Here is a 25,100-nt window from a genome sequence, read left to right as displayed (position 1 = left end):
CTCAGTCGTCCGCGGGGGTCGCGCCGGTCGCGCCCGAGTCGTGCTGCGCCTTCGTCCAGGACAGCTTCCCGCCGGCCGCGAGGATGTCGCGCTCGCGCTCGGAGGCGTCGAGCCGTGCGGTCGCCTCCCAGTCGTCGTTCACGCGGATGGTGAACTCCTCCTGACCGGAGCGGACGCCGTCGCCGACGTCGTCGACGATCTGCACGTCGTCACCCTGCTCGATGCGCTCGTACGTCTCCTCGTCGATGGTGAGCGGGACGAGCCCGAAGTTGAACAGGTTCGCCTTGTGGATGCGGGCGAAGCTCTGCGCGAGCACGCCCTCGACGCCGAGGAACATCGGGCACAGCGCCGCGTGTTCGCGCGAGGAGCCCTGACCGTAGTTCTCGCCGGCGACGAGGAAGCCGCCGTCCGCGTCCAGCGCGCGCTGGGCGAACGTGTCGTCCACGCGGCTGAGGGTGAACTCCGAGAGCTTCTCGATGTTCGAGCGGAACTTGAGGATGTCCGCCGTCGCCGGGATGATGTGGTCGGTCGTGATGTTGTCCTCCATCTTCAGGAGCGCCTCGCCCTCGATGTCCGAGGCGAGTTCGTCCTTCAGGGGGACGTCGCCGATGTTCGGCCCCTTGATGAGGTCGTCGTCGACGGCCTCGTCCGGGCCGATGATGTCCGGGTCGTCCCGACCCATGCCGGGGCCGTAGTTCGAGCCCATCTCGAAGCCGGGCGCCTCGAGGTCGCCGAGGTCGTCGGCCAGGTCGCGCGGGTCGACGATCTCGCCCGCGATCGCCGCGGCGGTGGCGACCTCCGGCGAGCAGAGGTAGACGGAGTCGTCCTCGATGCCCGAGCGGCCCTCGAAGTTCCGGTTGAACGTCCGGAGGGAGACGGAGTCGGAGGCGGGCACGTGGCCGATGCCGATGCAGGCCCCGCAGGTCGCCTCGGAGAAGTTCACGCCGGCGGCCATCAGTTCGGCCGTCCAGCCCTCGCGGGAGAGCATCTCGGAGGCCTGCTTCGAGCCGGGTGCGACGATCATCTCGGTCTTGCGGTCGACCTCGCGGCCCTCCAGCATCTTCGCGCCGGGGAGGATGTCCTCGTAGGCGCCGTTCGTACAGGAGCCGATGATGACCTGCTCGACGTCCGTGCCGGCGACCTCGCTCACGGGCACGACGTTGTCGGGCATCGACGGGCAGGCGATGAGCGGTTCGAGCGACGAGAGGTCGACCTCGATGGTGTCGGCGTACTCGGCGTCCTCGTCCGGGGCGAGGTCGACGAACTCGTCCTCGCGGTCCTGCAGCGCGAGCCACTCCTTCGTCTTCCCGTCGGTCGGGAAGATGGAGGAGGTCGCGCCCAGTTCCGTGCCGAGGTTCGTGATGGTCGTCCGCTCGGGGATGGTGAGCGACTCCGCGCCCTCGCCCGTGTACTCGAGCACCTTACCGACGCCGCCCTTCACGGTCAGCTCGCCGAGCAGGTGGAGCGCGACGTCCTTCGCGGTCGCCCACTCGGGGAGCTCGCCGGTCAGTTCGACGTTGACGACCTCGGGCATCTCGACGTAGTACGGGCCGCCGCCCATCGCGACGGCGATGTCGAGCCCGCCGGCGCCGATGGCGAACTGGCCCAGCCCGCCGGGGGTCGGCGTGTGCGAGTCGGAGCCGAGCAGCGTCTTGCCCGGCGCGGCGAAGTTCTCCTTGTGGACCTGGTGGCAGATGCCGTTGCCGGGGCGGGAGAAGTAGGCGCCGAAGGTGCCGGCCGCGGAGCGGAGGAAGCGGTGGTCGTCGGTGTTCTTGAAGTCGAACTGGTACGTCTGGTGGTCGCAGTACTGGGCGGCGAGTTCGGTCTGGACCTCGTCGAGGTCGAGCGCCTCGAACTGGAGCCACACCATCGTCCCCGTCGTGTCCTGCGTGAGGACCTGATCGATCTCGATGCCGATCTCCTCGCCGGGCGTCAGCTCGCCCTCGACGAGGTGCTCATCGAGGATCTTCTCCGTAATCGTCTGTCCCATATCGTCCAAACGTCGGCCTCGCTCGGATATAAATCCGGCGAGTTATGACCCCGACTATCGTGAAGAATCGCCATGCGTGGCGAGTATTGCGGTGAATTTTGTAGTTACACGAGCCCGAGTGAACGGGGCGTCGGGCCGGCGGGCGGGTCGGATCCGGGTCGGTGAGCGAGGGGTCGCGGACCGTCGTGAGGTCGGGGTTCGACCGGCGCCCGGCCGGGACGCGATCGGCGTCGAACCGACGCCCGACCGTCGTCCTTTTGGCCGCGCTCGGAACAGACGCACGCATGTTCGAATCCGGCGCGTTCGTCGCCGCCCAGCTCGACCCGGTCACCGACGAACAGGTCCAACCGAACGGCGTGGACCTGACGCTCGAGGCCGTCCTCGTCCAGTCGGAACCCGGCCGCGTCTCGCGGGACGGAAAGCGGGTGGGCGAGCGCGAGGAGCTCCGGGCCGAGGACGGCCACTACCGACTCGACCGCGGCGGCTACGTCGTCCAGTACGGCGAGCGCATCGCCGTCCCGGACGACCACGTCGGGTTCGTGCTCCCGCGCTCGTCGCTGCTGCGGAACTCCTGCATGCTGAACACCGCGGTCTGGGACGCCGGCTACGAGGGGCGCGGGGAGGGCCTGCTGCAGGTCCACCACCCCATCGAACTCGAACCCGGCGCGCGAATCGCCCAGTTCGTGCTCGCCGAGGCGGACCACGACGGGCGGTACGACGGCTCCTACCAGGGCGAGCGGACGTAGCCGTTCGATTTCGAGGGCGACCGACGGCGGTGACGACCGAGAGTGCCGGCGGACGGTGACGGTCGACGTGGACCGCGTGGACGGTGAAGGGGTCAGCGTCAGACGTACGTCGGACGTGTTTCCGACCGGACTTGTACGTCTGACGAAAGATTGTTATCACCCGCTTCGGTAGTCGCGGTCAGCACGGACAGCGGGAACCCAAATGTCGAAAGGCCAACCAGACCTCCACCGGCGCGCGTTCCGCGAGATCGCGAACCCCGCGATCATCGCGGACACGGGCTTCATCGTCACGGACGTCAACGACGCGATCCTGGAGCTCACCGGCTACGAGCGGCCGGAACTCGTCGGCTCGACGCCCCTGATGCTCGTCGACGACGACGCGGTGTACGAGGAGATCATCGACGCGCTCTCGGCGGGGAAGTCCTGGGTCGGCGACTTCGAGTCGACCACGAAGGACGGGCGGCTGGTGTACGGCCGCGGCTCCGCGACGCCGCTCGTCCTAGACGGGGAGACGCGCGGCTACGTCGTCGTGTTCACCGACATGACCCGGCACCGACGCTACGAGGAGTCGCTGCGCATCCTCAACCGCGTCCTCAGACACAACCTGCGTAACGACGCCAACGTGGTGCTCGGCCACGTCGAGCGCGTGGCGGAGGCGGTGTCGGACCCGACCCTCACGGAGTCGCTCGACACCGCCGCGAACCGCGTGGAGGACATGCTCGGCCGCGCGCGGACGACCCGCCGGTTCGGCGGCATCCTCACCGGGGGCGACTCGGACTCGCTCGAACCCACCGACCTCGCCAGCGCGGTCGGCGACGCCCTCGAGGACGTTCCGACCCAGCAGGTGGTCGTCTCCGTCTCGGGCACCGAGGGGCCGGTCGAGGTGCTCGCGGACGACATGCTCGTCCCGGCGCTCCGGGCGGTCGTCGAGAACGCGGTCGAACACAACGACAAGACCGTCCCGCGGGTCGACGTCGGCGTCTCCGAGACTGACGAGCACGTCGTGCTCTCCATCGCGGACAACGGCCCCGGCATCGACCCGCGGCGCCACGAGCAGGTGCTCGGCCGCAACGAGCGCACGCAGGTCGATCACGGCGAGGGGCTGAGCCTCTTCTTCGTCGACCGGCTGATGGAGATGTACGGCGGAGTCGTCGACGTCCGTTCGAACGAGCCGCGGGGGACCGTGTTCGACCTCCACTTCCGGCGCCCGGGCTCCCCGCCGCCGTCCCCGGGCGACGCGAGCAGGTGGGACGTCCACGGAGAGGGACGGGCCCCGTCCATCGAGGGGACGGAGCCCTTCGCGTCGAACGGCGACGCGGAGGCCGACCCGGGCGCCACGTTCGACGTCGAGCGAGGGCGGTCGGAGCCGGAACCGGAGCGGACGCCCGAATCCGTAGCGCCTCGGGGACTGGACTCGGACGGCGGCTCCGGCCCGAACCCGAACGCCGGTCCGGGCACGGAGCCGGCCGATCCCGGGGACGACGGGGGGTCGGACCGGGCGAGCGACCTGGCCGCGGCAGCGGCCGGGGCGTCCGTCACGCCGCCCCGCCTGCGTGGCGATCACGGGCGGCTCCCGGACGTAACCGCGGCGCTCCGCGAGTACGAGCAGCCCCACCACCTCCTGCGACTCCGGCGGTCGGGCGGCCTCCGCGAGGGCGGGACGGTCCTCGTCCGGGGCGACGCGGCGGCAGCGTTGACCGACGACGCGGTTCGGGTCGTCGCCGACGGGCCGGAGGGCGGCGACTGGACGTTCCCCTACGACGGCATCTCGGCCGTCGGTCGGAGCACGGACGCGCTCGTGCTCCGCGTCGACGGCGCGAGGGTGGAGCTGTCGCTGCCGCGCGGCGACGGCGAGCCCGAGTTCGTCGAGGCGGCGGCCGCGTTCCTGCGGGACGAGATCGCTCGGTGACGTAGCGACGTTCGACCGAAAATCCGGAGATGAGGTCGGCAGCAGGGGTGGCGCGCGGGGGCCGCGCCCTGTGCGCGGCCGACGACGCGCGAGGGATGAGCGAGCCGGCGCGCCCCCGTGGCGCGCCACAGCGAGCGAATCGGCTGGGGAGGCTCGTGGACGCCATCGTGCAAGCAGTAGTGGCCTGCTTCTCCACGATCACCCCTTCGACGACGCGCCAAGCATCGGAAACGGAAGAGCAGGCAGGAGAATTTGAACCACGTCGGAACGGTCGCCTCGCTATCGCTCGGTGCTGCGTGCTCCCTGATTCGAATCCCCCGGGAGTCGCTTCAGCGGCACGGCTTCTCACTTCGTTCGTCGGGTGTGCCGCCGAAGCGGGCTGGGAGGGATTCGAACCCCCGACCGTCCGGTTAAAAGCCGGACGCTCTCCCTAACTGAGCTACCAGCCCTCGCCCGGACTTGCCGGCCTGCCCGCATAAGCGTTTACGATGCGGCCCCGCGCCGTCTCCCCGAACCCCCGTGTCAGACCCCCCACGGCGCGACGTCGTAAACGTCCCGGAAGGCGCCCTGGACGACCTCCGAGAGCGCCGGGTGGACGTGGATGGTCTCCGCGATGCGCTCGGCGTCGGCGCCCGCCGCGACGGCCGTGCTCACCTCGTGGACGAGCATCGAGGCGTGCGGGCCGACGACGTGGAAGCCCAGCACCTCGCCGTCCGCCCCGACGATGGCCTTCGCGAACCCCGCGTCGGCGTTCAGCGCGACCCCCAGCGCCGTCTCGTCGTACGTGTACGTCCCGACCTCGTACTCGCGCCCGTCCTCAAGCTCCGACTCGGTCCGTCCGAGGCTTCCGACCTCCGGCGACCCGAAGATCGCGTGGGCCATCCCCGGGTACTCGACCGCCGTTCGGTTCCCGCGGACGACGTTCTCGACGACGTACTCGGCCTCCTTGTCGCCCGAGTGTTTGAACATGTAGTTGCCGGCGACGTCGCCGATCGCCCACACGCCCTCGGCGGAGGTTTCGAGGTACTCGTTCGTCTCCACGAACCCCTTCCCGTCCGTCTCGATGCCGGCCGCCTCGACGTTCCACGTGTCGGAGTTCGGCCGTCGACCGGTGGCGACGAGCACCTCGTCGCCCCGAACCTCCAGTTCGTCGCCGTCCCCGGACTCCGCACGGACGACCGTCCGCCCGGTCCCCTCCCCGTCCCCCTCCGCGAGCGCCGTGACCTCGTGTCCGAGGTGCAGTTCGTGGCGGTCGGCGTACGCGTCGGTCAGCCGCTCGGCGACGTCGCGGTCCTCCCGGTCGGCCAGCACGTCCCCGCGGCCGACGACGACCACCTCGGAACCCATCCCCCCGAAGAAGTGGGCCATCTCGACGGCGATGTAGCCGCCCCCGACGATCACGAGCTTGTCGGGGAGCTCCTCCAGTCGGAGCGCCTCGTCGCTCGTCAGGAACGCGACGTCCCCGGTGCCGTCGATGGAGTCGGGGATCATCGGACGGGACCCGCCGGCGAGCACGATCGCTTCGCCCGTGATCTCCTCGCCGCCGTTCCCATCGCCCCCGGCGGTGCCATCGCCTCCGTCGCCGCTCCCGGCGTCGACCTCGACCGTCCGCTCGTCGACGAACCGGGCCTCCTTCCGGTACAACGTCAGGTTCTCGGTCGCCCGTGCGTCCGCGGCTTTCGACTCGGCCTCCTCGGTGATGGTTTCGGTCACGTCGTCGACGATGTCGGCGAAGGCGACGTCGTTCAGGTCGACGTCGACGCCGAACGCACCCGCGTTCCGGACGGTCTCGACGACGTTCGCGTGGTGAATCAGTTTCTTCGAGGGGTTACAGCCGCGGTTGAGGCAGGTCCCGCCGAGGGGACCGCGCTCGACGAGCGCGACGTCGAGTCCGGCCGCGGCCCCCTCCGCCGCGACGAGGTTTCCGGTGCCGCCGCCGAGCACGACGAGGTCGAAGTGGGTCACGAACGTTATCCGTATCCGAGTCTCTACGGCCGGATGTAGGCGTAGCCCTCGCTCTGGAGCCGCGTGAGCTCCCCCACGCCGGAGGGGACGACGTCGACGCCGTCGACGAGGTCCGACTCCTCCATCCCCTTCAGTTCGAGCGTGTTGCCGCAGGCGCTGAACGCGATCCCCTTCCCCTGGAGCGACCGCACCCGGTCCCCCTCGGAGCCGTCGGCCCTGACCGGTTCGATGCCGTCGGCCTGCGCGAGCACGACGATGTCGTCCATATCGACCGTGTCGTCCTCGGCGAGGTTCTCCGCCAGGGTCAGCGCCGTCCGCTGCCCGTCCGGGTCGCCGGTGATGAGATGGAAGACGGTTTGCATCGTCCGGTTTCGGGGACCGAGCCGTGGTATGGATTCGGCCTGCAACGGCAGGGTCCGCCGCCCGATCCGCGGGAGGTCGGTCCGATCGGTCCGGTCTCGGACGCCGGTCAGTCCGAGAAGTGGTCCGTCAGCGCCTCCGCGACCACCTCGCCGGGGTCGCGGTTCTCCAGGGAAGCTCGCACCCGGAGTTCGCTGTACGCCTCGAACGGGAGGTCGAGTTCGATGCGTCCCAGCGGGACGGCCTCGTCCCTGAGCGCGACCCCGACGGGGGTCCCCTCGTTCACGGCCGAGGCGAGCGAGCGGATCTCCCGGACCGTGAGGTCCGCGTCCAGCGCGGCCCAGGCGAGCGCGAGCCTCGCCTCGCCGGAGGTCCGGGCGATGTGCTTCGCCGCCGTGGGCGCCAGTTCGCCGCGGGCGACGTGCCGGCGGATCGCCTGCGGGAGATCGTGCACGCGTGCCCACTTCCGGATGAACGAGATGGGGACCTCGGCGTCGCCGGCGGCGGCCGTTCCGCTCGCACGCTCCGCTGCGGCCTTGTACGAGCCCTCGCCCCTGACGAGCGCGGCGCAGGCCGCCGCCCCGCGGAGCATGAGGACGTTGTCGTCGCCGACCTCGTCGGTGGCGAAGCGGGCGACCGTCTCGGCCGCCTCCGCGAGGCTCGCCCCGTCCGAGGGGTCGAACCCGACGGCCGTGTCGGCGCGCTCGCCCGTCACCGCGGGGTCGCCGCGGACCACGGGCGCGCCGACGGCGGCCTCACGGTCCGCCGGTGGCTCCTCACTCATGACGGAGCCCTGGGGCGGCGGGCGTAAAAGGGTCGCGGGGGTGGTCGGACTCGCCACACTGCCATCGGCACCGTCGCGACGCCGTCCGTCGGGCCCTCGCCGTGCATCGACTTCCCGCCACCGCGCATCGACGCGGCTAACACCGGCGCCCCACGACTCCCGCACGGATGCTCCGTTACGTCACGACGAACGAGGGGAAGGTGCGGGAGGCCCGCGAGTACCTCGGCGACGGCGACGTCGAGCAACTCGACTTCGACTACACGGAGGTGCAGGCGGACGACCTCGAACCGATCGCCGCCCGCGGCGCCAGGGAGGCGTACCGACACGCCGGGGAGCCGGTGCTCGTCGACGACGCGGGGCTGTTCGTCGACGGCTTCGACGGCTTCCCCGGCCCGTACTCCGCGTTCGTGGAGGACACCCTCGGCGTCGAGGCGGTCCAGCGGCTCGTCGCCCGCGAACTCGACGAGCGCCGCGCGCGGTTCCGCTGCGTGCTCGCATACTGTGACGGCGGGGAGTTCGACGCGTCCCCGGACCCGGTCGACCGCGACGACCGTGTCGCCGCCGCCGCGACGGGCGGGAACCGGGACGAGCAGGAGACCCGCGCGCTCCCCGTCAAGCTCTTCGCCGGCGAGGTTCGGGGCCGGATCGTCGAACCCCGCGGCGACGGCGGGTTCGGCTACGACCCGATCTTCGAGCACGACGGGGCGACGTTCGCCGAGATGAGCGCGGCCGAGAAGAACGCGATCTCCCACAGGGGCCGGGCGCTCGGGAAGTTCGCGGAGTGGTTTCAGGAGCGGTAGCGATTGAGTGTAAACGAGACGGGGCGCCGAGGGAGCGAGGCGACCGTCTCGACGACCCGGACCCCACGAGCACCCGGGCGGAGTGAGCGGAGCGAACGGAGCGAGGGGCGTAGCGGCGGTCGCGGGAGCCGAGACGGCGAGGACTTTCGAGCAGCTCCCTCCGCGAGAGACGGAAGAGTCCCGCCAGCGAAGGAACCGACCGTGTGCAGACGAACCTTCTTGTCCGAAGACGGGGCCAGCGCCCCCGTGACGTGACCGCGGTTCCGCGTCGGCCGAGGCGGGCGTGCGGCGCACCGGCGCGGAGACCCGAGACGCGCCGCCCGTCAGCTACTCCCGCGGGTCCCGATCGGGACCGGGGTACTCCCCGCCCACGGCCTCCGCGTGGAGGCCCTCCGGGTCGAACAGCGACGCGAACGCCGCCGGTTCGCGGACGCTCACCGGGAAGCGGTCCCGGAGCCCGACCGCCGCTCGCGGCCCGGTGAGCCGCTCGTCGAACGAGAGGACGTGCATCGCGCCGCCGCGATAGGCCGACGCCAGCGCCGGGTGGTCGTCGGCCGGGTGCTCGACCCTCTCGCGCCACGCCTCGACGCGCTCGCGCCAGTCCGCCGCGAGCGACGCGTCCGCCAGGGCGGCGATCACGGCCTCCGCGTCGTCCAGCAGCGCGTCGCTCGCGACGAGGGTCGTCCACGAGTGGCGGCGGAGGTGGTCGAGCGCCTCCCGAGCGGCGCCGCCGACCAGCAGGTCCGCGGCCAACACGTCGGCGTCCGCGACGACCCGCGCCGGGGACGGCTCCGGGCGGTCACTCATCGCGGACGTCCTCCAGTGCCGCCGTGACGTCCTCGATCCCGACCGCGACGGTCTCGGCCCGTTCGAAGAGCCGCGCCCACGTCTCCATGGGGTGATCGTGTGCCCCGACGGGCAAGACGGTTACTCGATCCGGCGGACGGCCGCGTCCGCGATCACGCCGAGGAGGAACGCGGCGCCGACGTTCCACCCGACGCCGACGACGCCGACGCCGACCACGAGCCAGCGCCGGTCGGCGTCGAACCCTCGGCGCCCCAGATGGACGGCGACGACGGCGAGCAGGACGCCCAGCACTGCCATCGGGAATCCGGCCACGACGCCCGCGAACAGCGCCGCAAGCAGGTAGAGGCCGCCGAGCACGACGTTCGCGCCGCCGGTCCGCGCGCCGAAGGCGTGTTTCCCGGCCAGCCCGCCGCTACCGTGACACATTGGGATGCCCCCGAGCGGCACGGAGAGGAGACACGTCACGCCCATCGAGCGCGAGAGCCGGTCGGGCGAGACCCGCCTGTCGAAGAGGTCCGAACAGAGCAGGGCGGTGGCGACGACCGCGTTCCCGACGGTCATCGCGAGCTGTGCGGCCGTCCCGCCGAGCGCCGATGCGGAGAACGTCGGGGACCCCATCGCGAACCCGGACGGGGCGGGCAGCGACGGCGCCGGAACGCCGGCCCCCAGGAGCGCCAGCCCGACCCCGGCGCCCAGAACGGCGAGCGCGCTCGCCCGGCGATAACCCGCGGCGGCGACGGCCACGGCGACGAGGGCGGCGCCCGCGGCGACGCCCGGTTCCGCGACGCCGAGTTCGACGCCCGTCCGGAGGAGCAGCAGCGCGACGGCGAGCTGGATGCCCCGGACGACCGGTTCGCTCACGTACCCCTGCAGTCGGCCGAGCGTCCCGGTCGCGCCGCCGACGAGGAGGAGCCCACCCGCCAGAAGCCCGGCCGCGACGAACTCGCCGTAGCCGAGGCTCCCGGCGACCGCGAGTCCGGCGAGCGCCTTCATCGGCTCGACCGAGAGCGGGAGCCCGTAGGCGAGACCCCAGACGACCTGAAACAGGCCGAAGAACACCAGCGCGTGCGGGAGCGACACCGGAGTCAGCGCCGCGAGCGCGACGACGATGGGGAGCACCGTAATCGAATCCCCCAACGCGCCGGTCACCTCCCCGAGGTCGAAAGCGAGCCGTTCGTCGTCGAAGGTGACCCCGGAAAGCGCCATACGAAGGGCAATCGTGTCCGGATCCATTTGAGCGTTCCCGGAAACCGTACGTCGCCCCGATCCCACGCGATAGTAACCGAATCGGGTTACGACGCGGGAGAACGACCGACATGGTGGCTCGCTGCGTCAGACGCGTGTCGTGCGTCTGACGACAATTTAAGTTATGCCCACGGTAACGACCGGTAGGGCGCGTCGACGTGACACCCGCGAACCCCGCGGGCCACGGGTTCGTTCCCGCATCGGCCTCGGATTCGTTCACCCGCGCGCCCGGCACACCCGACACCCACCCCTTTCGGAACTTCGTTCCACGGCGTCCGCCAGGGAGCAGAGTCAACCCCCGGCGGCGCCGAATCCGATCACTCGCCGAGGAGTGTGTTCCTCGTCTCGTCGGCGTAGGCCGTCTCCGCGATGATCGCGAGCCGGTCGCCCGCCTCGACGTTCGTCCCTGGGAGCGGGATGACCAGGGGCTCGCGTTCGTGGCCGTGCGCGTAGATGCGAGCGCGGTCGAGCTGGATGTCGTGGACGGATTGCCCGACGACCGGCGCGTCCGCGGGGACCCTGACGGCGACGAGCTGGAGCTGCTCGGTGAGCTCGCCGATGGCGTTGAAGTTCCCGCCGAGCAGCGCCGTCTTCGCACCGGCCGCGCCGAGCCGCTCGGGGTAGATGACCTCGTCGACCGCGCGCTCGTACTCGTCGTATACCTCCTCACGGAAGTCCTCGGAGATGCGCATCACGGTCCGGCAGCCGTGCTCTTTCGCCAGCATGCACACCTCGAAGTTGACGTTCGGGTCGCCGGTGATCGCGCCCACGGCGTCGGCGTCCTCGATGCCCGCCTCCTCGAGGACGGCGGGGTTGCTCCCGTCGCCCGCGACGACCGTGAACCCCCGCGACCGGGCGCGATCGACCTTCTCGGGGTCGTTGTCGACCACGACGACCTCGTGGCCCTCCTCCTGGAGCACGCGGGCGGTCCGCGCGCCGACGCGGCCGAAGCCGACGATGACGATTCGCATGTTCCGTGGTATGGTCCGACGTAGCAAAAACTTACGTCCGACGGTCCCCCGGGTCGTTTATCCGCCTCAACGCCGTAGGACGGGACGATGATGGCGACCACGCACGCCCTCGCCGGCGTGCTCATCGGCCTCGCGACGGCGGCCCTCTTCCCCGTCTCGGGCGCGCCCGTGGTCCTCGCCGGCGCGCTCGGGGGTGCGTTCCCGGACCTCGACGTCCTCGCGGTCCACCGACGGACCCTCCACTTCCCGGTGGGGTACGCCGCGCTCGGAACGGTCGCCGCCGGGCTCGCCGTACTGACGGCCGGCGGACCGTACGGCGCCGCGACGTGGTTCCTGACGGCGGCGGCGTTCCTCGCGGCCGCGGCCGTCCACGCGGGGATGGACGTGTTCGGCGGGGGGCTGGAACTCAGGCCGTGGGAGGCGACCTCGAACCGGGGCGTGTACGACCACTTCAACGGCAGGTGGCGCGCCCCGAAGCGGTGGGTCCGGTACGACGGCGCGCCGGAGGACTTCGCGCTGGCGCTCGCGCTCGGCCTCCCCACGGCCGTCGCCCTCCAGGGAACGGCCCGGGTCGGCGTCCTCGCGCTGCTGGTGATCTCCGGAACGTACGCGCTCGTCCGCAAACCGCTCGTCGACGGCGGCGAGCGACTGGTCCGGTGGCTCCCGGCGTGGGCGCTGCGACTGGTTCCGGAGACGCTGATCGAGGACCTCCGGTAGCGGCCCCGCGATCCCCCACTCGGGGAGACGGTCGGACGTCCGGTGAGGGTGGACGCCCGGTGACATCGATGTCTCCTGCGGGGCTAAGTGGCTGGCAACCGAAGGGGACGACATGAGCGACGACGAGATCCCCGTCACGGCCGAGACGCCCGACAGCGCGCTTCACACGACCGGAACCGACCACATCACGCTCATCGGGAGCAACGAGGCGGACACGGTCGCGTTCTACCGCGACGTCCTCGGGATGCCGCTGGTGCTCCGCCAGCCGAACCTCGACGCGCCGGAGGTCACCCACCTGTTCTTCGACACCGGCGACGGCCGCATCCTGACGTTCTTCGTCACCGACGACCGGGACTCGAACCCGGCGCCCCAGCGCACCGGCGTCGGCGCCGTCCACCACCTCGCGTTCAGCATCGAGGCGAGCGAACTCGAGAACGTCAAGAACGCCCTCCGGGATGAGGGACACGGCTTCAGCGAGTTCGACCGCGGCGCGTTCCACTCGCTTTACACCCGCGATCACAACGGACTCACCATCGAACTGGTCGTCGACAAGTACGCCATCCCGGACGACCGCCGGGGCGAGGTGCTCGCGGTCGCCCAGTCGAAGCGCGTCGCCGCCGGCGCGGACTACGTCGACGACGAGCACATGGAGGCCGCCCTCGAGGAACTGGACCTCCCGGTCGAGCGCGCCGAGGTGCCCGACGCCGCGACCGGCAGCGGCTACGGCGGGTAAGGGACGAACGCCGTTTACCACTTCACAACCATTTGTGAACTGTCTAGCGCGTTCTGCGCCGTTCGTGAAACGTCCGGCCCACCCCGTGAACGGTCGTTGAAGGGTCGGCGAACCGCGAACTGGCGCGAACACGGGTCAACGAATTGCACCTTATACGGTGTCGGCAGTCGGAGGGGTACTCGGAGCCAGCCCATGTCCACCCCCGAAGCCACCAACGCCCTCCGCACCGTCGCCACGACCGAGACCGCCGCCACCCTCCGCTACGGGATGGGGACGCTCGCCGGAGGCGTCGCGAAATCCGTTCGGCTCCTCGCGTTCTGGCTCGCGACGTTCCTCCCGGTGACGTACCTCCCGCTGGTCGCCACCGACGCGGTCGGCGACCACGCCGCCGCGTTCGTCGGCCTGCTCGCGCTCCACGCCGTCACGATCCTCGTCGGACACGGCTACGGCTCCGAGAACTGAGTCCGATCGGGCCGTTCGGGCCGCTCCCGACCGGTCCGTTCGGTCCGCCCCCGCTTCGACCGATCCGTTCCGTCCCCCGTTCAGGCCGTCCGGACCATTTCCCGCCCGGTCCGCCCGTTCCACCTTCCGTGCGACCGGTCCCTTCGTCCCTCGGCCTCTCGGCCGTCGTTGCTCACGGGGAGCCGTTCGATCGGGGCGAGGTCTGCTGGTACGTCGTGCCAACGTCAGGTTCGCCGCGGGGCCATCCGGTCCCCGCGGTCGGGTAAGTTCTCCCCGAATTAGAGGTGTAGTCGGTAACTCACGTATACCGAATAGGGCGCTCACCGTACCCCTCGACGTTCGAGATGATCAACGGGACCAGACGTCGACTCCTTCGTGCGGTCGGTGCCGTCGGCGCCGCCGGCGCCGCGGGAATCCTCGGGTCGTCAGCGGCGGGGACCGGCGGCCACGACACCGTCCGCGTTCCCGGCGACGAGGCGACGATCCAGGCCGGCGTCGACGACGCCTCCGAGGGCGACCTCGTCCTCGTCGAACCGGGGACGTACGAGGAGGCGGTCGAGGTCTCGACGCCGGGGATCACGGTTCGGGGGCTCGACAGGAACGAAGTCGTCCTCGACGGCGAGGACGAGCGGGACTACGGGGTCCGCGTCACCGCCGACGGCGTCGCCCTCGAGAACATGACCGCCCGGCACTACGAGGTGAACGCGTTCTACTGGACCGGCGTGGAGGGGTTCCGCGGGAGCTACCTCACGGCGTCGAACAACGGCGACTACGGCGTCTACGCGTACGGCGCCCGCGACGGGCGGTTCGAGCACAGCTACGCCTCCGGCCACCCGGACGCCGGCTTCTACCTCGGTCGGAACCAGCCGTACGAGGCCGTCGTCGACGACGTGGTCGCCGAGCACAACGCGCACGGCTACTCCGGAACGAGCACCGGCGCGGACCTCACCATCACGAACTCGGTCTGGCGGTACAACATGACCGGCATCGTCCCGAACACGCTGAACGGCAACGAGCCCCCGGAACGGGCCACCCGAATCGCGGGCAACGAGGTGTACGAGAACGGCAACGAGAGCGCGCCCGCGAAGCCGCTGACCTCCCGGACGTTCGGCATGGGCATCGTCCTCTGGGGCGGGTCCGACAACGTGGTCGAGGACAACGACGTCCGGGACCACGAGAACTTCGGCGTCGTGGCCGCGCACAACGTCGTCGAACCCGCCGGCAACGTGGTCCGGAACAACCGCGTGAGCGGGTCGGGCGTCGCCGACCTCGCGCTGGAGGCGCCCGCCGGCGACGGAAACCGCTTCTCGGGCAACGAGTTCGCCACGAGCCTGCCCGAGTCGATCGAGGCGGACGCGAGCGCGGGCAGCGAGGCGGTCGCGGACGTGTTCGCCGACCGCCTGGAACTGGCGGAGGACGGGGAGTTCCCCGCGGGCGACTGGCGCGACCAGCCGCTCCCGGGCGACCAGCCGACGATGCCCGACCCCGAGGCCGCGCCGCGGCCGGTGGACAAGACGACCTCGTGGCCGGCGCCCGTCTCCCAGACGAGCGTCGCCGACCGGGACGGCTGATCCGGTTTCGACGGGTGGGCGCCCGGTGGACGTCACTCACCGGACGGTTCGGCGCGAGAAACGAATCGCTGCGGCGTGATCGGTCTTCCACTCATGGCAGGCGTCGTGTGGTTCCGGTAGAACTGCCGCCGGGAATCGGAGCCCCACCCTCCTGCTTCGGGTGGGGACTCGCCTTCGCGAACGAGTGAGGTCACGCTGGGCACACGGACGTTTATTCCCGTCCAGCGCCCAATTCATCAACTGAACCAGCTAGGAATAAATTCTTCGGTGACGCCGGGGAACTCCGGACTTGCGGGTTTCGGAGCGGTTGAGCGTATTACTGGGGAGGGTATCGTTCGGCTAGTCGGTCCGTAGAAGCTAGAGAGCCTAGGCCGGGATTTGAACCCGGGCTCTCGTCCTTACCAAGGACGCGCTTTACCGCTAAGCTACCCAGGCGCGAGTGATGGTAGCCCCGAGTCGTCTTTAGGCGTTTCGATTGCCGTCGCGTCACCGCCTCACGGGTCGACCGAGGAGGCGACGCGCTCGTCCGCCAGCGCGGCGATGCGGTCGCCCGCCCCGTCGGGGAGCGCCCGCTCGCCGGGCATCCGCGCGTCGTCGGCGGCGGCGAGTTCGGCGGCGTAGGCGACGAGTTCCTCCGGGGCCTCGGCACCGACGGTGTCCGTGCCGGCCACGACGGCCAGTTCGAACACGTCGGCCTCCAGATTACGATCGAGCGCGGCCCCGTCGACCGAACACGCCGCGCCGCGCCGTCGCGTCTGGTCGCGGCCGAACGCCCGGACCGTCTCGACCGCCTTCTCCGCGGCGCCGGTGCGGGCGAGCAGGTAGAAGCCCCGGGCGACGAACACGTCCGCCGCGAGCACGTCCATGTCGGCGTCGACGTCGCTCCCCCCCTCGAGATCGAGGGCCGTCCACGGCTCCTCGTGTGCGAGTCGACGGGTGAGCCGGAGTCCCTCGTAGACGAGTTGAACCCCCGCGGCCCGCTCGGCGACGCCGTCGGCGGGCGCCGCCGGGTCGAGCGCGCGGGCGCTCACGAGCGTGAGGACCCCCGGCGTCATCTCCGCGTCGGCGACCCGGCCCGCGAGCAGTTCGCGGAGTCGCTCCGGCTCGACGTCCGCGAGCGCGCCCTCGGCGGCCTCGCGAACCCGCACGGCGTCGTCCATCGCGGGGAGGTAGCGCCGGGAGTGGCAAAGACCTTTGGAAACGGCTCGCTAGCCGGCGGTATGATCCGCTCCGAACGCGCCGACGGCGGCGCTTACAGGGTCGTTACCATCGACCGGCCGGCCGCCAGAAACGCGCTCCGTCCCGCCGACCTCGACGCGCTCGAGGCCGCCGTCGCCGAGGCGACCGAACCCGTCGTCCTGCTCCGTGGTGCGGGCGAAGCGTTCTGCGCCGGCGCGGATCTGGACGTGGTCGCCGACCTCTCGGACCCGGCCGCGTTCGCCGGTCACGGCCAGCGGGTCGCTCGGACCATCGAGACCGCGGACGCGGTGGTCGTCGCGGGGGTCGACGGCGCGGCCCGGGGCGGGGGCGTCGAACTCGCGCTCGCGTGCGACGTGCGGATCGCCACGCCCGACGCGAGTTTCGCGGAGACCGGCGTCCGCTTCGGCCTGTTCGGGGCCTGGGGCGGCACGGTTCGGCTCCCGCGGGTCGTGCGCGAGGGCGACGCGCTGGAGTTCGCCCTCTCCGGCCGGACCGTCGACGCCGAGCAAGCCCGCCGGATCGGGCTCGTCTCCCGCGTCGTCGACGACCCGGCGGCCGTCGCCGAGGAGCTCGTGGGGAACGAACCGACCGCGCTCGCCGCCGTGAAAACCCTGCTCCGCAACGGAGGCTCGACCGCCGAACCGGAGGAGGCCGGGGGTGACGACGTCGAACGGGAGCGGGCGAAACGGGGACGCACGGAACGTGAACGGGCCGAGCGGGAGGCGTTCGCCCGACTCCACGGGATGCACGCGGCCGAGATCGCCCGCGACCGGAACGGTTGAATCCCCGAGGTGTCTACCGTCGGTCATGCCAGGCCGTTCACCGATCGGCGGCGACGCCGAGCTCCGCTCCCCGAGCCGTCGGGCCGTCCTCCGCGTCGCCGGCGGCGCGACCGTGCTCCCACTCTCGGGCTGTCTCGGCCTCGGCGGCGGGGGTGGCATCGAGGCCGAGTCGCTCCCCGACCGCGGCGACGCGGCCGCCCTCGCGGACGTGGAGTCGTTCCCGAACGAGGGCGTCGACCACGTCCCGGCGGGCACCGAGGTGGAGTACGGCATACGGCCGCCGACCTCGGGGAACCACTACGCCGGGACCGTCCGGGCGGGATTCTACGAGGAGCCACGGAGCCGCGGCGAACTCGTCCACACCCTCGAACACGGCGCAGTCGTCGTCTACTACGACCCCGACGAACTGACCGAGGAGGCACGCGGGAGCCTCCGGGCGTGGGCGAACAACCACGCCGGCACCTGGCGGTCGATCGTCGTCGCGCCGTACGACTACGATGGCCCGGAGGCGCCGTACACGCTCACCGCGTGGCAGCACATGCTCCGGATGGAGGAGTACGACGCCGAGGTCGTCCGGGCGTTCTGCGCGGAGTTCCTCGGGCGCGGGCCGGAGAACCCGGTGCGGTAGGGCTACAGCCGCAGGTCCGCGGGCGTCGGCGGCGTCGACCGCTTGTGCTTCGAGCCCTCGTACAGTTCCACGACGCGCTCGACGGCCGACTCGGGGACGCCGAGGTACTCGACGGTCGCGCTCGTCGAGAGCGGGCCGTCGACGTGGAGCGCGAGGATGGCGTCGAGGGCGTCGTAGGAGAGCCCCAGCTCCTCCTCGTCGGTCTGGCCCTCCCAGATCTCCGCGGAGGGCGTCTTCATCACGAGGTCGCGCGGGACGCCGAGGTGGTCGGCGAGCTGGCGCACCTGCTGCTTGTAGAGGTTCCCCAGTGGGTTGCAGTCGACCGCGCCGTCGCCGTACTTCGTGAAGTAGCCGGTCGCCGACTCGCTCCGGTTGCCCGTGCCGAGCACGAGGCGGTCCTCCGCGTTCGCGACGAAGTAGTTGAGCACGGCCCGCACCCGGACCCGGACGTTCCCCTCGGCCATCCGGTCGTCTGTCCCCTCCGGGAACGCCCCGTAGAACGCCTCGGCGATCGGTTCGATCTCGACCACGTCGTACTCGATGCCCAGGTCCATGGCCACGCGCTCGGCGTCGCCCATGTTGTCCGCCGTGTTCACCTCGCCGGGCATCACCAGCCCGTGGACCGCGTCCGGGCCCAGCGCCTCGGCCGCGAGGTGGGCGACGGTCGTGGAGTCGATGCCGCCCGAGAGCCCGAGGACGGCGCCCTCGAGGCCGGCCGACTCGACCTGGTCGGCGACGAAGTCGACGACGTGTTCGCGGGTCGCTTCGAGTTCGGCCTCCGAGAACCGCAGGTCCAGCGGGGTCTCCGAGTCGTCGAGGAGGACGGTGTCGCTCATCGGCGGTTCCTTTCGCGGCGACGGACTAATAGCCACGCGTCGGCCGATGCCGTTGGACGCCCGTCCAGTTCGACGCGACGGGGCGGTCCGGGGCGGTTCGGACGGGAGTAGGCGGTCGACCGCGGTTGGGTCATCCGGTCTCGCGCTCGGCGTCGAGCGCCCGCTCGGCCTCGCACAGCAACCAGTCCAGGCTGTCCGTCCCGAACCGATCCACGTGGGTCCCCTTGATGGAGAACGGCGAGTCCGCGAACTCGGCCGGGGTGAAGAACCGGGCGTCCGTCGCGTCCGATCCCGCCTCGAGGGTCCCCGCCGTCTTCGACCGCGGGACCGCGTAGTCGATGCCGACCATGTACTGGCCCTCGACCGGTTCCCCCGCCTCGTCGTAGAAGTACGCGAGGTCGTCGGGGTCGACGGAGAGCCCGGTCTCCTCCTCGAGTTCGCGGGCGACCCCCTCGCGCGGGGACTCGCCGAGCGCCATCCGTCCGGACGGGAGCTTCCACTCGCCGGGGGAGCGGAAGTCCTCCACGAGGAGAAGGCGCCCGCCGTCCACGACGGCGGCGCTCCCCCCGGGAGTGGGGTTGTAGAACACGTAGTCGTCGCACGACTCGCACCGGTAGACCGTCGGCGTCTCGACGACGGCGTGCGTCGGGGTGTCGACCCCGGTGACCGCGGTACCACAGTAGGGGCAGTGCTCGGGCGGCTGGTTCATTGGTGTCATCCCACATGGAGACCGGCCAGGTAACTCTGCCGTCGAATCGTTCGTGAGGGAAACGGGCGTAGCGGCCCTCGTCGGCCCCGATCGGCGAGCCTCCACGGCCGGACGCCGCCGCGGAGGCTACCGATTACTTGAAGTGTCGGGATGGGGTATTCGGGACTGCACGCGCCGGTGGTCCAGTGGTAGGACATTGGCTTCCCAAGCCAATAGCCCGGGTTCAATTCCCGGCCGGCGCAGTTCGCGAGGAACGACCGTGACGAGCGACGGCGTCGTCGCGGGAATCGAAGTAGACGAGTCGCGCGTAGCGCCGGCGAGCACGTCTCGACGTGGTTCAACTCCCGGCCGGCACACTCCGATCCGATTCTCTCGTCGAGCGGTGCGACCGGGCGACCGACCCGTAGCGACGCGTACCGTCCGATACCCGACGAGTACGCCCTCGTCCGGTCTCGAAACCGCACAGTTAAGCCTCGCCCGGCCGGCGGCCACCACATGGTCCCGCTCCAGTTCGCCGCGCTCTCGAACCTCGTCTGGTCGGTCGTCCACCTCCTCGTCGCGCTGGTCGTCTTCGCCGTCGTCTTCGGCGTCGCACGGCTCGCGCTTCCGGAGGCGTTCCGCCGACTCGCCGAGCGCGAGGGGTGGACCGCCAACGGCGAGGCGGTGCTGCTCGCGGGGGCGAACGGCGCGGCCGCGACGCTGGCGGCGGTGCTCGCGCTCTCGGTCGGCGCCGTCGGCGGCCGCCACCTCGGCACCGTGCTCGTGCTCGGCGGCGTCGTCACCGGCGTCGCGGTCGAACGTCGCCGGCGCTCGCGGACCTCGCCCGTCACGGAACTGCTCGCGCTGGTCGCCGGCCTCCTCGCGGTCGGCATCGCGGCGTTCGGCACCGGCAGCGGCCTCGTCCGCGGCGTGGGCGTGTTCCTGGCCGGGGGCGCGTTCGGCGCGCTCGGCCGAGCCGCCGTGCGGTCGCTCGCCGCGCCGCGGGACGGGAACCCGGAGTCGGGGGACGTGACGCCGGCCGACGACTGACTCAGTCGCTCGCCGTCGTTCCCTCGCAGGCGGACGGGTTCTGCTCGAACCAGACGCCGAACTCCCCGTCCGGGTTCACCTTCACCATCGCGCCGTAGCAGTCCCACCGACCGTCGTCGATGTCGAACGAGTCCCAGTCGGCGTCGTCGTCGAGCCGGACGTACACGGTGACCCGGGCGTCCGTCGTGGACCACGACTGTTCGACCGTCTCGCTCGTCATCCCGTCGTCTCCGGCCGCGAGGTCGTGGTTCGACCAGTGGATCGGCTCCCCGTCGCGCTGGACGAGCACGTGGACCGAGTGGTCCTCGCGGTGTTCGTTCGCCACGCGCAGGTACGCGAGCTTCGACTCGCCCTCGCTCCCGCCGCCCGCCTGGTTCGCCGTGTCGTCGCCGAGACAGCCGGCGACCCCCGCGGCGCCGACGGCGCCGGCGGCCGCGAGCAACTCTCGTCGTGTCGATTCCATGCTTTCGCTTTCAGACGGGGTGAGATAAGGACTGTGACGCGTCTTGCGGACGTCTGACGGGCGTGCGCCTCGTTTCGGGTGGAACCCGGATCGTGGCACGGTACCGGTCGTCCCGATCACCCCCCGCTCGCGCCGCCGCGCCGCTCAGTCGAGCCACTCGGCCGGGTCGGTTTCGATCCGCTCACGGAGTTCCCCGGTCGCCGCCCCGTCGTACCGGAGGACGCGCCGCCACCACGGTCCCCTCCCCGAATCGGTCGACAGTTCGGTGACGAGTTCGTTCGCCTCCGCGCCCGCCCCGGGCGTCGAGAGCGGGACCGCCCGATCGTACAGCCGGGAACGGTCGGTTCCCCGGACGAGGACCGCCGCGTCGAACGCCTCGCGGCGCACGTGCGCGTTCGAGTCGAAACGCCCCCTCGTCGCCCCGTCGGCCGCGCGGTACGCCTCGCCGGCGAGCACCTCCGCCACCTCGAACTCGCCGACGAGGTAGGCGCCCCACTCGGGAGCCAGCCAGTCGCGCGGCGGGTCGGTGGCGTCGGAGGCCCGCGCAGGGGAAGTTTCGGAGGCCCGTGCAGGGGAAGTTTCGGAGGCCCGCGCAGGGGTGGCGTCGGGGTCCGAGCGAGCGGATGCCGACCGCTCGGCTCGCGAGAGCGTCGCGTAGAACAGCAGGAGGTCGCCGGGATCGAGCCGGGAGAGCGGCCCGGCCTTCACGCCGTGGGGGTCGCCGTAGGTGTACGACGACCGGCCGTGCGTCCCCGCGAACTCGGGGTCCAGGTGGACCGGCAGGTCGCGTGCACCCCCCGGAACGTACCCGGCGAGGTCGAGGTCGGCGTACGTCGGAACCGCTTCGGTCGTCTGCTCGCGCTCCGGGATGGGGACGTAGACGAACGACCCGTCCGGAAACACCGGACCGCGCGCTCCGGGGATGTTCGTGTTGGCGGCGACGTTGATGGCGACTGCCCTGGACACGAGTGCGGCCGGTGGCCGGGTTCAGTCCTCGGCCTCGGGCGCCTCGACGTCGGGCGGCGTCAGGTCGCGGTCGAACTCGTCGAAGTCGTCGAGGTCGTCGGGGAGTTCGAACTCGACGCGCCGCTCGGCGGCCCGGTTCTCCAGTTTGTCCGCGACCGGTTCGGCGACCGTCTCCCACCCGGGCTTCACCTTCACGCTCCGTGCGGGGCTGCCGACGGCGACGTGGTGGGCGGGCACGTCGCCCTGCACGACGGACTTGGCGCCGACGACGCTGTTCTCGCCGACCTTCACCCCCGCGCGGATCATGGAGTCGAAGGTGACCCTGGCGTCGTCCTCGACGATCGTGTGGAAGTTCTCGATCGCCGTCTGGTCGACGATGTCGTGGTCGTGGCTGTAGATGTGGGCCGAGTCGGAGATGGAGACGCGGTCGCCGATCGTCAGCTTCCCGCGGTCGTCGAGGTGGACGTCGTCGTGGATGACGGTGTTGTCCCCGATCTCGATGTTGTGGCCGTAGGTGAACGAGATGCCCTTGAACAGCCGGAGGTTCTCGCCGGCCTCCGCGAACAGGTGACCCGCGAGCATCCCGCGGAAGCGGAGCGCGAACTCGATGTTGTCGGCCATCGGCGTCGCGTCGAACTGCCGCCAGAGCCACTGGAGGTGCTTGGAGCGCTTGAACTTCTCCTCGTCCTTCTCGGCGTAGTACTCGGACTCGAGGGTCGCGTTGCACGGGTCGTACCCCTGCAGGCGGACCCGCTCGGCGGGCGTCACGTCGCCGCCGGCCTGCCAGCGCTCGTAGGCGTCGCGGTCCCCGAAGAGGTCGACGAGGGTGTCGCGGACCACCTCGCAGGTGTCCTCCTCGCCGGAGAGCCGTTCGTCCACCTGCTCGAGGAAGGCCGCGAGGCCCTCCTCCGCCTCCGCCGGGAGGGACACGTGACGCTTGGTCATGTGCCCGCCTTTGCCGTCGGAGGGCAAAGGAGTTCGGATGTGCACGGTGTTCGCCCTGCCGACGCCGACGTGCCGGGCCGTCGGGGACGACGACCCGCTTCGGAGTCGGGTGCACGGCGACGTCGGCGGGGCCCGGATACCCCGGCGGCGACCGTCGCCGGCGGTTCCTACGGCCGGGTCCGGAGGACGCCGGCGGCGGCCGGGTCGGTGGTGGCGAAGTTGCAGACGAACAGGTCGACGTCGTCCCCCCGTCCGGCGCCGAAGGCGACGTCCGAGGGGAACGCGAGTCCGTCGTCGGCGTCGGCGAGGACCACCGACTCCCCCGACGGCGCCACGCGGACCACCTCGTTCCTGCCGTTGGCCGCGACGTACACCTGCGACCCTCTGGCAGCGATCCCGTCCGCGCCGAAGGTCGCGGGTGACTCGAGGTGCGTCCCCGGGTCGTCCGCGGCGCCGTCGCCGGGGTCGGCCCGGCCGACGCCGACGAACCCGAGGCCCGCCCCGCTCGCGAACGGCCGTCCGACCGTCCGTCCGTCGAGAGGGGTCATGGCAGGGTGGGGAGACGGCCCCGCGACGCTTAACCGCCGGGCCGGAACCCGCCGTCCCGTCAACCGGGCCGGATAAGTGGCGGTAGCACGAACGCCGCGACATGCAGTACCGCGAACTCGGTGACTCCGGCGTCGAGGTGAGCGAGGTGGCCTTCGGCGCGTGGGTCGTCGGCACGGACTGGTGGGGCGACCGGACCGACGAGGACGCCGTCGACTTGATCGAGCACGCGCTCGACCGCGGGATCACGTTCTTCGACACCGGCGACGTGTACGGGCACGGCCGTTCCGAGGAGCTGATCGGCGAGGCGCTTGGCGAGCACCGCGAGGAGGTCACGGTCGGCACGAAGGTCGGCTACGACTTCTACAACAACCCGCAGGCGGGCCACGGCGAACTCCCGAAGGAACTGGACGGTGAGTACGTCCGCGAGGCCGTCGAGAAGTCGCTCGACAGGCTCGACATGGAGTACGTCGACGTGCTGTTCCTCCACAACGCGAACGTCGACGAGGTGACCGACGAGTTGCTCGAGACGCTGTACGACCTCCGCGAGGAGGGGCTGGTCGACGCGCTGGGCTGGGCGCTCGGCCCCTCCATCGGCTGGCTGGCCGAGGGCGACCGCGCCGCCGAACTCGACTTCGACGCGGTCCAGACCGTCTACAACCTGTTCGAACAGACCCCCGGAAACCACTTCATCGACACCGCCCGCGACCTGGGCGCGGACACGAGCCTGATCGCCCGGGTCCCGCACTCCTCGGGCCTCCTGAACGAGCAGGTCACGCCCGACACCGAACTCGGCGAGGGGGACCACCGCTCGTTCCGCCCCGACGCGTGGTTCGAGACCGGCTGGGAGAAGATCGAGGCGATCCGGTTCCTCGAGCGGGACGGCGAGCGCACGATGGGCCAGGCCACCATCCAGTGGCTCCTCGCCCACGACGAGGTCGCGTCCGTGACGCCGACGTTCCGCTCGCGCGGGGACGTCGACGAGTGGGCCGCGGCGCCCGACACGCCCGCGCTGAGCGACGGGGAGTTCAAACGCGTCGCCGACCTGTACGCGGACGACTTCGGCGTCGACCGCGACGACGGCATGGACCCCGCGGAGTTCCGGACCTCCGTCGACGGCGCCGACCTCCGGGACGCCGGCGTCCTGCCCGCCCGCTCCGCGGACGACTGATGGGTCGACGCCGGAGGCTCGCGGCGGCCACGCTCGTCTGTCACGCGCTGCTCGCTGCGTTCGTCGTCCGTGACGCCCGCAGGCGCGGCCGCGACGCGCGACGCTGGGGGCTCGCCACCTCCCTCGTGGGCGTCCTCGGTGCGCTCGCGTATCTCCTCACGCGATAGGCTCGTCGGCCCACCCCGGAACGGCGGCCGAGCGGACCGGCCGCCGCCCCTACCGAACCCGCTTTTCCATGACGATCTCGTCGTACTCCCGATGCTCCAGCGGGTACGTGCCGGTCTCCTCGTAGCCGCGGCCCCGGTACAGTTCTGGGAGGTACGGGTGCTCGCCGGGCGTCGTGAGCCAGACGGTCGTGCGACCGCAGTCCCGAACCGCTCCCTCCGCGTGGTCGAGCAGCGTTCCCCCGATCCCCTCGCCCTTCCAGTTCCCGTGGACGCCGAGGCGGCTGAGCTTCACGCGCTCGGGACCGCTCGCCTCGAGTCGAACACCGCCGACGACCTCGTCGTCGACCCGGGCGGCGTACACCCGGCACCCCCGGATCCAGTCGCCGACCTCGCGTTCGGTCGCCGACCCCGCCTTCGCGGGGAACCCGAGTTCGCGGTTCTCCCGGTAGGCGCTCCGATACACGCGTGCGAGCGCCGCCGCGTCGGCCGCGCTCGCCCTGCGAATCGCCGGTTCGACCATCGAGCCTGCAAGGTCGGGACCGCCGGATAGCGGTTTCGGTCCTCCCACGGTCCGCCACGTCTCACTTCGGTCCGCCAC

Annotated in this window: 27 protein-coding genes and 3 tRNA genes; 13 read left to right on the top strand and 17 right to left on the bottom strand. The window is 71.3% G+C overall.

Annotated features, from left to right (window positions below; all coding sequences use genetic code 11):
* Window position 1 precedes the first annotated feature (1 nt).
* Window positions 2-1,990 carry an aconitate hydratase gene (locus HUG12_RS05515; RefSeq protein ID WP_179267804.1) on the bottom strand — a complete coding sequence of 663 codons (1,989 nt, stop codon included), beginning with the start codon at window positions 1,988-1,990 and terminating at the stop codon, window positions 2-4.
* Between the two features lie 284 nt (window positions 1,991-2,274).
* On the opposite strand from HUG12_RS05515, the gene HUG12_RS05510 reads away from it, so the two are divergent.
* Together HUG12_RS05510 and HUG12_RS05505 are read left to right on the top strand one after the other, a co-directional pair.
* The gene (locus tag HUG12_RS05510) at window positions 2,275-2,736 is read left to right on the top strand and encodes a deoxyuridine 5'-triphosphate nucleotidohydrolase (RefSeq protein WP_179267803.1); all 462 of its coding nucleotides are present in this window, start codon (window positions 2,275-2,277) and stop codon (window positions 2,734-2,736) included.
* A 202-nt stretch (window positions 2,737-2,938) separates the two neighbouring features.
* Window positions 2,939-4,645, top strand: a complete 1,707-nt coding sequence (locus HUG12_RS05505; protein WP_179267802.1) for a sensor histidine kinase — start codon at window positions 2,939-2,941, stop codon at window positions 4,643-4,645.
* Between the two features lie 375 nt (window positions 4,646-5,020).
* Here the strand turns inward: HUG12_RS05505 and HUG12_RS05500 are convergent.
* The 4 genes from HUG12_RS05500 to HUG12_RS05485 form a co-directional block, all read right to left on the bottom strand.
* Window positions 5,021-5,094, bottom strand: a tRNA-Lys gene (locus HUG12_RS05500).
* Between the two features lie 73 nt (window positions 5,095-5,167).
* On the bottom strand, window positions 5,168-6,610 hold the full coding sequence (locus tag HUG12_RS05495; RefSeq protein WP_179267801.1) for a dihydrolipoyl dehydrogenase family protein: 1,443 nt from the start codon (window positions 6,608-6,610) through the stop codon (window positions 5,168-5,170).
* Window positions 6,611-6,633: 23 nt separating this feature from the next.
* A complete protein-coding gene (locus tag HUG12_RS05490; protein WP_179267800.1) occupies window positions 6,634-6,972 on the bottom strand; it encodes a DsrE family protein in 339 nt (112 codons plus the stop codon).
* Window positions 6,973-7,079: 107 nt separating this feature from the next.
* Window positions 7,080-7,754 (bottom strand): DUF7119 family protein, encoded by a 675-nt coding sequence (locus HUG12_RS05485; protein ID WP_179267799.1) that lies wholly within the window; start codon window positions 7,752-7,754, stop codon window positions 7,080-7,082.
* Window positions 7,755-7,921: 167 nt separating this feature from the next.
* Here HUG12_RS05485 and HUG12_RS05480 point away from each other — a divergent pair, with 167 nt between their 5' ends.
* Window positions 7,922-8,554 carry a non-canonical purine NTP pyrophosphatase gene (locus HUG12_RS05480; protein WP_179267798.1) on the top strand — a complete coding sequence of 211 codons (633 nt, stop codon included), beginning with the start codon at window positions 7,922-7,924 and terminating at the stop codon, window positions 8,552-8,554.
* A gap of 327 nt (window positions 8,555-8,881) precedes the next feature.
* Here HUG12_RS05480 and HUG12_RS05475 read toward each other — a convergent pair whose 3' ends face one another.
* From HUG12_RS05475 to HUG12_RS05465, 3 genes are all read right to left on the bottom strand, one after another.
* Window positions 8,882-9,361, bottom strand: coding sequence for a DUF7384 family protein (locus HUG12_RS05475; RefSeq protein WP_179267797.1), 480 nt, complete (start codon window positions 9,359-9,361; stop codon window positions 8,882-8,884).
* A gap of 120 nt (window positions 9,362-9,481) precedes the next feature.
* The gene (locus HUG12_RS05470; RefSeq protein WP_179267796.1) at window positions 9,482-10,567 is read right to left on the bottom strand and encodes a putative sulfate/molybdate transporter; all 1,086 of its coding nucleotides are present in this window, start codon (window positions 10,565-10,567) and stop codon (window positions 9,482-9,484) included.
* 356 nt (window positions 10,568-10,923) lie between these two features.
* A complete protein-coding gene (locus HUG12_RS05465; protein ID WP_179267795.1) occupies window positions 10,924-11,577 on the bottom strand; it encodes a potassium channel family protein in 654 nt (217 codons plus the stop codon).
* An 87-nt stretch (window positions 11,578-11,664) separates the two neighbouring features.
* Here HUG12_RS05465 and HUG12_RS05460 point away from each other — a divergent pair, with 87 nt between their 5' ends.
* From HUG12_RS05460 to HUG12_RS05445, 4 genes are all read left to right on the top strand, one after another.
* Window positions 11,665-12,294: a metal-dependent hydrolase gene (locus HUG12_RS05460; RefSeq protein WP_394354276.1), complete on the top strand. Its 630-nt coding sequence runs from the start codon at window positions 11,665-11,667 to the stop codon at window positions 12,292-12,294.
* A 112-nt stretch (window positions 12,295-12,406) separates the two neighbouring features.
* Window positions 12,407-13,027 carry a VOC family protein gene (locus HUG12_RS05455; protein WP_179267793.1) on the top strand — a complete coding sequence of 207 codons (621 nt, stop codon included), beginning with the start codon at window positions 12,407-12,409 and terminating at the stop codon, window positions 13,025-13,027.
* 192 nt (window positions 13,028-13,219) lie between these two features.
* Window positions 13,220-13,489: a hypothetical protein gene (locus HUG12_RS05450; RefSeq protein WP_218836406.1), complete on the top strand. Its 270-nt coding sequence runs from the start codon at window positions 13,220-13,222 to the stop codon at window positions 13,487-13,489.
* A gap of 344 nt (window positions 13,490-13,833) precedes the next feature.
* Entirely contained in the window at window positions 13,834-15,060 is a 1,227-nt protein-coding gene (locus HUG12_RS05445) for a right-handed parallel beta-helix repeat-containing protein (RefSeq protein WP_179267792.1), read from the top strand.
* Window positions 15,061-15,423: 363 nt separating this feature from the next.
* Here the strand turns inward: HUG12_RS05445 and HUG12_RS05440 are convergent.
* Both HUG12_RS05440 and HUG12_RS05435 read right to left on the bottom strand, forming a co-directional pair.
* Window positions 15,424-15,495: transfer RNA gene (locus HUG12_RS05440), tRNA-Thr, on the bottom strand.
* Between the two features lie 59 nt (window positions 15,496-15,554).
* Window positions 15,555-16,220: a DUF7114 family protein gene (locus HUG12_RS05435; protein ID WP_179267791.1), complete on the bottom strand. Its 666-nt coding sequence runs from the start codon at window positions 16,218-16,220 to the stop codon at window positions 15,555-15,557.
* 60 nt (window positions 16,221-16,280) lie between these two features.
* Here HUG12_RS05435 and HUG12_RS05430 point away from each other — a divergent pair, with 60 nt between their 5' ends.
* A complete protein-coding gene (locus HUG12_RS05430) occupies window positions 16,281-17,042 on the top strand; it encodes an enoyl-CoA hydratase/isomerase family protein (RefSeq protein ID WP_179267790.1) in 762 nt (253 codons plus the stop codon).
* A gap of 25 nt (window positions 17,043-17,067) precedes the next feature.
* Window positions 17,068-17,670 (top strand): DUF3105 domain-containing protein, encoded by a 603-nt coding sequence (locus tag HUG12_RS05425; RefSeq protein ID WP_179267789.1) that lies wholly within the window; start codon window positions 17,068-17,070, stop codon window positions 17,668-17,670.
* A gap of 2 nt (window positions 17,671-17,672) precedes the next feature.
* On the opposite strand, the gene HUG12_RS05420 is transcribed toward HUG12_RS05425, so the two are convergent.
* Together HUG12_RS05420 and HUG12_RS05415 are read right to left on the bottom strand one after the other, a co-directional pair.
* The gene (locus HUG12_RS05420) at window positions 17,673-18,506 is read right to left on the bottom strand and encodes an NAD+ synthase (protein WP_179267788.1); all 834 of its coding nucleotides are present in this window, start codon (window positions 18,504-18,506) and stop codon (window positions 17,673-17,675) included.
* A gap of 130 nt (window positions 18,507-18,636) precedes the next feature.
* Complete coding sequence (locus tag HUG12_RS05415) at window positions 18,637-19,215, bottom strand: NUDIX domain-containing protein (RefSeq protein WP_179267787.1); 579 nt, start codon at window positions 19,213-19,215, stop codon at window positions 18,637-18,639.
* A gap of 171 nt (window positions 19,216-19,386) precedes the next feature.
* Here HUG12_RS05415 and HUG12_RS05410 point away from each other — a divergent pair.
* Window positions 19,387-19,457, top strand: a tRNA-Gly gene (locus tag HUG12_RS05410).
* A gap of 253 nt (window positions 19,458-19,710) precedes the next feature.
* Window positions 19,711-20,244, top strand: a complete 534-nt coding sequence (locus HUG12_RS05405) for a hypothetical protein (protein ID WP_179267786.1) — start codon at window positions 19,711-19,713, stop codon at window positions 20,242-20,244.
* Between the two features lies 1 nt (window position 20,245).
* Here the strand turns inward: HUG12_RS05405 and HUG12_RS05400 are convergent, their stop codons facing one another.
* From HUG12_RS05400 to HUG12_RS05385, 4 genes are all read right to left on the bottom strand, one after another.
* A complete protein-coding gene (locus HUG12_RS05400) occupies window positions 20,246-20,707 on the bottom strand; it encodes a hypothetical protein (protein WP_179267785.1) in 462 nt (153 codons plus the stop codon).
* 144 nt (window positions 20,708-20,851) lie between these two features.
* Complete coding sequence (locus HUG12_RS05395) at window positions 20,852-21,673, bottom strand: Nmad3 family putative nucleotide modification protein (RefSeq protein ID WP_179267784.1); 822 nt, start codon at window positions 21,671-21,673, stop codon at window positions 20,852-20,854.
* Window positions 21,674-21,694: 21 nt separating this feature from the next.
* Window positions 21,695-22,618: an acyltransferase gene (locus HUG12_RS05390; RefSeq protein WP_179267783.1), complete on the bottom strand. Its 924-nt coding sequence runs from the start codon at window positions 22,616-22,618 to the stop codon at window positions 21,695-21,697.
* A 167-nt stretch (window positions 22,619-22,785) separates the two neighbouring features.
* Window positions 22,786-23,166, bottom strand: coding sequence for an SMP-30/gluconolactonase/LRE family protein (locus HUG12_RS05385; protein ID WP_179267782.1), 381 nt, complete (start codon window positions 23,164-23,166; stop codon window positions 22,786-22,788).
* Between the two features lie 101 nt (window positions 23,167-23,267).
* Here HUG12_RS05385 and HUG12_RS05380 point away from each other — a divergent pair, with 101 nt between their 5' ends.
* Complete coding sequence (locus HUG12_RS05380) at window positions 23,268-24,335, top strand: aldo/keto reductase (RefSeq protein WP_179267781.1); 1,068 nt, start codon at window positions 23,268-23,270, stop codon at window positions 24,333-24,335.
* Entirely contained in the window at window positions 24,335-24,502 is a 168-nt protein-coding gene (locus tag HUG12_RS05375) for a hypothetical protein (RefSeq protein WP_179267780.1), read from the top strand. Before HUG12_RS05380 ends, HUG12_RS05375 begins: the two co-directional genes overlap by 1 nt.
* Before the next feature lie 49 nt (window positions 24,503-24,551).
* On the opposite strand, the gene HUG12_RS05370 is transcribed toward HUG12_RS05375, so the two are convergent.
* Window positions 24,552-25,022, bottom strand: a complete 471-nt coding sequence (locus tag HUG12_RS05370) for a GNAT family N-acetyltransferase (RefSeq protein ID WP_179267779.1) — start codon at window positions 25,020-25,022, stop codon at window positions 24,552-24,554.
* Window positions 25,023-25,100: the final 78 nt, after the last annotated feature.

This window comes from Halorarum salinum, assembly GCF_013402875.1.
GTDB classification, from domain to species: domain Archaea; phylum Halobacteriota; class Halobacteria; order Halobacteriales; family Haloferacaceae; genus Halorarum; species Halorarum salinum.
This window is presented reverse-complemented; position numbering and strand designations above follow the sequence as displayed.